The organism is Bradyrhizobium sp., from assembly GCF_035273305.1.
Taxonomy (GTDB): Bacteria; Pseudomonadota; Alphaproteobacteria; order Rhizobiales; family Xanthobacteraceae; genus Bradyrhizobium.
Map to the genome: position 1 here is coordinate 1 of NZ_DATEPI010000256.1, position 5,947 is coordinate 5,947.

Genomic DNA, 5,947 nt, shown 5'->3' on the forward strand with positions numbered 1-5,947 from the left:
GCGAAGCTGCGCCCGATCGTGATGATCACCTCCAACAACGAAAAGGAATTGCCCGACGCGTTTCTACGCCGCTGCTTCTTTCACTACATCAAATTTCCCGACCATGAGACCATGACGCGGATTGTCGACGTACATTTTCCATCAATCAAGAAACGCCTGGTGGAAGAAGCCTTGCGAATCTTCTTTGAGGTGCGCGAGGTGCCCGGCCTGAAAAAGAAGCCGTCGACCTCTGAATTGCTGGATTGGCTGAAGTTGCTGCTCAACGAAGACATGACGCCCGAAATGCTCAGGGAGCGCGACCCTCGCAAGCTGATCCCGCCGCTGCACGGGGCGCTGTTGAAGAATGAGCAGGACGTGCATCTGTTCGAGCGGCTCGCGTTTCTCAATCGCAGAGAAGTGTAGGACGAATTTGTGTCACGCCGGCGCTTGTCGCGAGCGCCCGGCAAACAGCCGCTGGGCCGCGAACCTCATTCGCAGAAGCGATCTTGCTCATTTTGCCGCTGCACGAAAATTGGCGGAAGTAAGACAGCCTAAAAAGCAAATGCCGGAGTTTCTGCGGGGTCAATTTCGGAATTCATTAACTCGCTCATAAGTAGTCCTTCATCGCCGATACATCTCGGCTCAGATGAGGGAAAATGAATGCAGTGGTTGCTTGACTACTCCGAGAAATACCGGGCGCAACTTCGCCAAGGTCCGTTCTTCACGAGCCTTTCCAAGGCTGACCGGCCCAACGATTTGCAGTGGATCCACCAACTCGTTCACCAGTCACGTGAGTTTACCCAGTCGCTTTGCCTGCGTTACTCGCTGTGCCATGACAAGCGATACCAGCCAATATTTGCTGAGCACGCCGTCGAGGAAGCCGATCATCCCGATCAGCTCATTGCCTGGATGAAAAAGCACGGATTTTTGGACGGAATCGAACCGGGCAGCGTGCCGGCGACTTTCGAGACGATGAATACCTTATCTTTTTGCTGGCGGAGCGCGATGCAAGATCCCCATGACGTACAGGTCATCGCGCTCAATCTGCTCAGTGAAGGTGTTGCATTCGATTTTTATTCGGCCGTGATCCCCGTGCTGGACAAGCTGAAGATTCTGAGCGGGCGATATTGGACCGTGCATGCCGATGTCGACATGCACCATCTGACCATGGGTCTCGATCTTTGTGATGAGGTAGAGCCGAACTCAGCGAAGGGACAGCACTATCATCGCGTGCTGTGGCAATCGGCCAATCTCTACCACCAGATGCTCAGCTCGTGGGTCGGAGAACACGTCGTGCCGATCAAGCAGTTGAACTGAACGAACGAACTCGCAACCCCGTCGAGGAGTCGGCGGGGTTGCGAGGACGAGAGCGCGCAAACGTCGCCTTCAGCCAACCACAATTGCCGCCTCCGGCGGCTTGCGGCCGCGGATCAGATCCGAGGCCTTGTCGGCAATCATCATGGTCGAGGCGTTTAGATTGGCCGAGATCATTCGCGGCATGATCGAGGCATCGATGACGCGCAAGCCCTGCAATCCATGGACGCGCAGCTGGTCGTCGACCACGGCCCATGTGCTGTCGGCCGGGCCCATCCTGCAGGTGCATCCTGGATGGAAGGTGGTGGTGCCGCGCTGCGTGGCTGCGGCGAGGAATTCATCATCGCTTTGCACGTGCGGTCCAGGAAAATCCTCGTATGCGTAGTACGGCGCGAGCGGCGCCGATGCGAGCAGCCGGCGAGCCAGCTTCATGCCCGCGACGACTACGCGCCGATCGAGCTCATCCACGAGATAATTGGTTTGAATGATCGGCGGCGCGAACGGATCGGCCGAACGGGCCCGAACATAGCCGCGGCTTTCGGGGCGCTGCTGCCAGGATGCGACGGTCATACCGGGCTCGTCTTCGAGCTGACCCTGGACGCCTTCCTTGTAGCTCGCCGGCGTAAAAGTCAGTTGCAGATCCGAGCTCTCTGTGGTCTCGCCGGAGTGCCAGAAGCAATAGACCATGGTCGGCGACAGCGATAGCAGGCCGCGCCGCGTCGTCGCCCATTTGATCGCCTCCAGCGCAAGCCGGGCACCGCGGCGGCGTTCGTTGATGGTCTTGATGTTCTTGACGCGCGCGACCGAACGCGGTGCGTAATGGTCCTGCAATCCCTCGCCCACCCCGGGCAGCGCATGGCGCACCTCGATGCCAAGCGAGCGCAGCAAATCCGGGGAGCCCACGCCGGACAATTGCAAAATTTGCGGCGAGTTGTAGGTGCCGCCGGCGAGGATCACTTCCTTGCGGGCATGCACCTCGAATGGCGTGCCACCCCTGCCACCTTTGATATAGCGCACGCCCGTCGCGCGGTTGCCTTCGAAGATGATGTTGGTCACGTGCGCATGGGTACGCACATGAACATTGGGTCGCTTGCGGGCCGGATGCAAAAATGCGGTCGCCGCGCTGACGCGCAAGCCGTTCTGGATAGTTCGCTGGGCATAGGATACGCCCTCCTGAATCGCTCCATTGTAATCGGGGTTGCGGGGAATCCCGAGACTGATGGCGCCCGCCATAAAGGCTTCGCAGAGCGGATCCTTCCAGTCCATGGTCGTGACGGTGAGATTCCCATCACGCCCGCGATAAGCGTCCTCTCCCTCGCCGATGCGCCGTTCAAGGCGCTTGAAGTATGGCAGCACGTCCGAATAACCCCAGCCGCGATTGCCGAGCTGTGCCCAGGTGTCGAAATCCTGGCGTTGGCCTCGGTTATAGATGTGGCCGTTGATCGAGGACGAGCCGCCGAGCGTCTTGCCGCGCGGCGCGTAGATGCTGCGGCCGCCGGTCCAGGGACCCGGCTCCTGCTGGTAAGCCCAGTTGATGCTCTTCATGTGAAAGGTCTTGATGAACCCGGCCGGCAAGTGGATGTAGGGATGCCAATCCCGCGGTCCGGCTTCGAGCAAGCAAATCGTAGTTCCCGGATCTTCGCTCAAGCGGTTAGTCAGCACCGAGCCGGCGGAGCCTGCCCCCACGATCACATAGTCGAACGTATCCATTGGTCTCGTTCCGCCGGGCTAACGCGCCCTCTCGTTCAGCTGATAGTTCAAATGCGCTTTCACCGTCGGCCATTCACCGGCGATGATGCTGTAGACCACAGTGTCGCGCAGCGTGCCGTTCGGTGCAATCTGATGATTGCGCAAAATGCCATCGAGCTTGGCCCCGAGCCGTTCGATGCCGCGCCGGCTCTGGTGATTGAAGAAATGCGTGCGGAACTCGACCGCGATGCAATCGAGTTTCTCGAACGCGTAGCCAAGCAGCAGCAATTTGCATTGTGTGTTAAGCGCGCTGCGCTGCACGCGCTTGGCATACCAGGTCGAGCCAATTTCGACCCGCCGGTTCGGCGCATCCACATTCATATAGGTCGACATGCCCGCGATCTTGCCGTCGGCATCGAACACCGTGAACGGCAACATCGAACCTGCCGCCTGCAAGCCAAGGCGGCGATCGATTTCCTTGCCCATGTCTTCGGGCCGAGGGACAAATGTGTACCACAGCTTCCACAGTTCGCCGTCCTTTACCGCAGCCGTCAGCCCGTCGATGTGATCGTGCAATAGCGGCTTTAGTGCCGCGTGGCGGCCGCTCAGGGTCACCGGTTCAAGCCAGGGCATTTACATCCTCTCCCTCATCCTTGAGGCGCTTGGAATGAGCGCGTCCCGAAGGATGGTCATCAAAGCGATCGGTTCCATGGTTTGAAGATGGCTCGCAAATTCGATGCACCTCATCATGAGGGGTACCGAAAAATGCAACCATCACTTGTTCAGAAAATTAAGCGGCAGGCCGGGCCGCGGCCAGTCCATCGCGATCAGTTCGCCCTTGCCGGATAACGTAATGTAGGCGGTCTTCAGTTCCGGTCCGCCGAAAGCGATGTTGGTGGTGACGCGATCGCCGGTTGGCACCTGTTCGATCAGCGTGCCGTCCGGCGCGATCACGGAAATGCAGCCGGAAACCAGCGTCGCGACACAGATGTTGCCGCTAGCCTCTACCGCGAGCGAGTCGAACATCTGGTAACCGCCGAGCCCAGCGATCGGCTTGCCGCGTTCACCACGATAGATCACGTCCCGCGGCCTGACCTCGCCCGGCGCGGAGAGATCGAAACCCCATAGCCGCGCGGTCGGAGTTTCCGCCACGTACACGGTGTTCTCGTCAGGCGATAGCCCGATGCCATTTGCCGGGAGCATGCCGAACACACCTTCGACGATCTCCTTTGCGCCTGGCTTGATGTAGTAAAACGCGCCGACATCCATGTCGCGAGCGCGGCGCTTGCCGAGATCGGAAAACCACAAGCCCCCGTGCCTGTCGAATACAAGGTCGTTCGGTCCTTTCAGCGGATGGTCGCCGCATTTATCGAACACGGTCTCGATCTTGCCGCTCGCGAGATCGACGCGCTGGATCGATCCTCCGATATATTCGTGAGGCTCCGGCGCTCCGGGCATCATCGTGCCGCGCGATGGTATCCAGCTGAAGCCGCCGTTATTGCAGATGTAGCATTTGCCGTCGGGTCCGATCGCCGCGCCGTTAGGGCCGCCGGGAATCTGCGCGACCACCTCCTTGCGGCCATCGGGCCACACCCTGGTCAAGCGGCGGCCCCGAATTTCGACCAGCACCACCGAACCGTCCGGCATCGCCACAGGGCCTTCCGGAAACTCGAGACCAGTGGCGAGAACGCGGAAATTGGGCATCAAATCCTCCGGGCTGTTAAGCTGCCGGCGGAATCGAAACCTCATCCGCGCGCAACAATTTTCGTTGCGCCATCTATGACAAACCCGATATCGCTTGCCAAGCAATCCCGGGCAAGGAGCCTGCGCAAGGCAGCCCCGCGTTCGCACGGCGGGTCGGCTCGACATCAACCCAACGTGCGATCGGAATTCTGGCCGACCCGTTCCTGATCATCGTCGTGCAGTAGAAACCGCTAGTCCTTGATGGGCACCCAGATTTCGAGGCCGCCCTTTCCGGTAACGGGGTCGAACTTCTCGTCATAGCGTTCGAAGCTCGGCGCGTCCGCCGCCTTCAATCCCGATTCCGGCAGCCATTTATTCCAGATTGTGTTGACGGTGCGGCGAATGCCAGAAATGTGGTCCCGGTGAGTGAACACTGCGTATCGCTGTTCGGGAATCCGTACGGTCGAAAACTCGCGCCGCAGGTCGGAGAAGTCAGAGACTTCGACGCCCGCGATGTAGTCGAAATTTCCGGCGTCGTCACCGTTGCAACATACGCCGTAAGCGACATTGCCGATCCGGCCGGGAATATCCGCCACCGATCGATGAAAACGCTGCCACTGGCCCGGAATGCCGGCGCCGCTCTCGCAAGAATATCGTTCCCCAAGTCCGGCGACGAGCAGCGGCTTGGCGGTCTGGAAACGCGGCGCTTCAATGTTGTCTAACAGGGTTGAATCCATGGTGATCGGCTCCTGAAGTTTAAGAGTATCGAGACGCGTGGAGTTGCGAACCGCTTCGGGGGTGAGGCCAAAATGGTCGCGGAACGCGCGGGTGAATGCTTCGTGAGAACCGTAATCCGCCTCCAGTGCGAGCGTGAGGATATCGGGTGCCCCGTTTGCAAGCGCGCGTGCCGCCTCACTGAGCCGCCGCGCCCGCACGTAGCGGATCACGGACAGCCCCGTCGCGGCCGCGAACGAGCGCACCATGTGAAACCGCGAGATACCGGCGACGCCTGCGATCTCATCGAGGCTCAACTCCTCGGCAAGATGGCTCTCGATAAACCAGAGCGCTTTCTGGGCAGGATTCATGAAAACATCGGCTTTCACTGGAAGCGCGGAAAATTATAATTTTTTCACCAGGCCCGGTTTGACAGTCCTTGCGGGTGAGCTCTGTTTTACCGGATCTAGATCAGCCGGTCGGTTGCTAAAATAGCGGAACCCGTTGCTGGCAACGTCTCGCCAATCGTGCATACTGGTGAGCGCATTCCATCCGACGGCTCACTGAG

The 5,947-nt window shown here is 59.5% G+C and carries 5 protein-coding genes and 1 pseudogene; 2 read left to right on the forward strand and 4 right to left on the reverse strand.

All coding sequences use genetic code 11. The features are described 5' to 3' along the window. Both VJV58_RS17105 and VJV58_RS17110 read left to right on the forward strand, forming a co-directional pair. A pseudogene (locus tag VJV58_RS17105) lies at window positions 1-402 on the forward strand (ATP-binding protein); the annotation flags it as partial. A 237-nt stretch (window positions 403-639) separates the two neighbouring features. Next, on the forward strand, window positions 640-1,296 hold the full coding sequence (locus VJV58_RS17110; RefSeq protein WP_324138550.1) for an iron-containing redox enzyme family protein: 657 nt from the start codon (window positions 640-642) through the stop codon (window positions 1,294-1,296). A gap of 69 nt (window positions 1,297-1,365) precedes the next feature. Here VJV58_RS17110 and VJV58_RS17115 read toward each other — a convergent pair whose 3' ends face one another. The 4 genes from VJV58_RS17115 to VJV58_RS17130 all read right to left on the reverse strand — a co-directional run bounded on the left by VJV58_RS17115 (window position 1,366) and on the right by VJV58_RS17130 (window position 5,750). Next, window positions 1,366-3,003 (reverse strand): GMC family oxidoreductase, encoded by a 1,638-nt coding sequence (locus tag VJV58_RS17115; protein ID WP_324138551.1) that lies wholly within the window; start codon window positions 3,001-3,003, stop codon window positions 1,366-1,368. An 18-nt stretch (window positions 3,004-3,021) separates the two neighbouring features. Further along, window positions 3,022-3,615, reverse strand: a complete 594-nt coding sequence (locus VJV58_RS17120; protein WP_324138552.1) for a GNAT family protein — start codon at window positions 3,613-3,615, stop codon at window positions 3,022-3,024. Window positions 3,616-3,756: 141 nt separating this feature from the next. Beyond that, window positions 3,757-4,686: an SMP-30/gluconolactonase/LRE family protein gene (locus VJV58_RS17125; RefSeq protein WP_324138553.1), complete on the reverse strand. Its 930-nt coding sequence runs from the start codon at window positions 4,684-4,686 to the stop codon at window positions 3,757-3,759. Window positions 4,687-4,916: 230 nt separating this feature from the next. Next, the gene (locus VJV58_RS17130) at window positions 4,917-5,750 is read right to left on the reverse strand and encodes an AraC family transcriptional regulator (RefSeq protein ID WP_324138554.1); all 834 of its coding nucleotides are present in this window, start codon (window positions 5,748-5,750) and stop codon (window positions 4,917-4,919) included. Window positions 5,751-5,947: the final 197 nt, after the last annotated feature.